The 1,743-nt window shown below is 71.1% G+C and carries 1 protein-coding gene; it reads left to right on the plus strand.

The annotated features are described in order from the left end of the window. A partial coding sequence (gene dnaE, locus RT323_RS16615) for a DNA polymerase III subunit alpha (RefSeq protein ID WP_313410405.1) occupies positions 1-1,743 on the plus strand: 1,743 nt, incomplete at both ends.

Raw genomic sequence — 1,743 nt, forward strand, 5'->3', positions numbered from 1 at the left:
GCTTCGCCCGCTGGCCGGGCGCGGTGGCCCGCTCGGTCGAGGTCGCCGACGCGTGCGCGTTCGACCTGCGCAAGGCCTCGCCCAGGCTGCCCAAGCAGCAGGTCCCGGACGGTCACACGCCGATGACGTGGCTGCGCGAGCTGGTGCGTCGCGGCGCCGACCGGCTCTACGCGCACGACCGCGTCGCCGCCGAGGAGCGCCTCCAGCGCGAGCTCGCGGTGATCGAGGACAAGGACTTCGCCGGGTACTTCCTGATCGTCCACGACATCGTCGCGTTCGCCCGGGGCCGCGGGATCCTGTGCCAGGGGCGAGGATCCGCGGCCAACTCGGCGGTCTGCTACGCCCTCGAGATCACCGCGGTCGACTCGATCAAGTACGGCCTGCCCTTCGAGCGGTTCCTGTCCGCGACGCGCGACGAGGAGCCCGACATCGACGTGGACTTCGACTCCGACCGCCGCGAGGAGGTCATCCAGTGGGTCTACGACAAGTACGGGCGCCGCAACGCCGCGCAGGTCTGCAACGTCATCAGCTACCGGCCCAAGTCCGCCGTCCGCGACATGGCGCGGGCGCTGGGGTTCTCGGTGGGCCAGCAGGACGCCTGGAGCAAGAAGGTCGACTCGTGGTCCTCGATCCGCACCGACGAGCCAGGTGAGATCCCGGCATCCGTCGTGGCGCTGGCCGAGCAGGCGATGAAGTCGCCGCGGCACCTGGGCATCCACTCGGGCGGCATGGTGCTGACCGAGCGCCCCGTCGGCGAGGTCGTGCCGATCGAGCGCGCCCGGATGCCCGGCCGCACCGTGCTGCAGTGGGACAAGGACGACTGCGCCTACATGGGCCTGGTCAAGTTCGACCTGCTGGGCCTGGGGATGCTCGGCGCGATCCAGCACACCTTCGACATCGTCGAGGAGCGCGTCGGCGAGCGCTGGACCCTGGCGACGATGCCCAAGGAGGAGCAGGGCGTCTACGACATGCTGTGCCGGGCCGACTCGATCGGCGTGTTCCAGGTCGAGAGCCGCGCCCAGATCGGCACGCTGCCGCGGCTGCGACCTCGCCGCTTCTACGAGCTGGTCATCGAGATCGCGCTGATCCGTCCCGGGCCGATCCAGGGCGGTGCCGTCCACCCGTACATCCGCCGCAAGCTGGGGGAGGAGCCGATCACGTACCCCCACGACCTGCTGCGCCCGGTGCTCGAGCGGACACTGGGCGTGCCGCTGTTCCAGGAGCAGCTCATGCAGATCGCGATGGTGCTGGGCGGGTGCACGGGCGACGAGGCCGACCTGCTGCGCCGGGCGATGGGCTCCAAGCGTGGCATCGAGAAGATCGACCGGCTGCGCGAGCAGCTGTACCGGGGGATGGCCGACAAGGGCATCACCGGCGAGGTCGCCGACGACATCTACGCACGGATCCAGGCGTTCGCGAACTTCGGCTTCGCCGAGAGCCACGCCATCAGCTTCGCCTTGCTGGTCTACGCCAGCAGCTGGCTCAAGCTGCACCACCCGGCGGCGTTCCTGGCCGGGCTCCTGCGGGCACAGCCGATGGGGTTCTACTCGCCGCAGTCGCTCGTGGCCGACGCCCGACGGCACGGCGTCGAGGTGCGCAAGCCGTGCATCGTGCGCTCGGGCGTCGACGCCGACCTCGAGCCGATCGGGGACGGGACCGGGCCCACCGGCCGCGACGCGTGCACGCACCAGGACCAGCCGCCGGTGGGGGAGTTCGACCGCTCCGCGCCCGCCGACCACGCCG

It is taken from the genome of Aeromicrobium sp. (assembly GCF_032084975.1).
In the GTDB taxonomy this organism is placed as follows: Bacteria; Actinomycetota; Actinomycetes; order Propionibacteriales; family Nocardioidaceae; genus Aeromicrobium.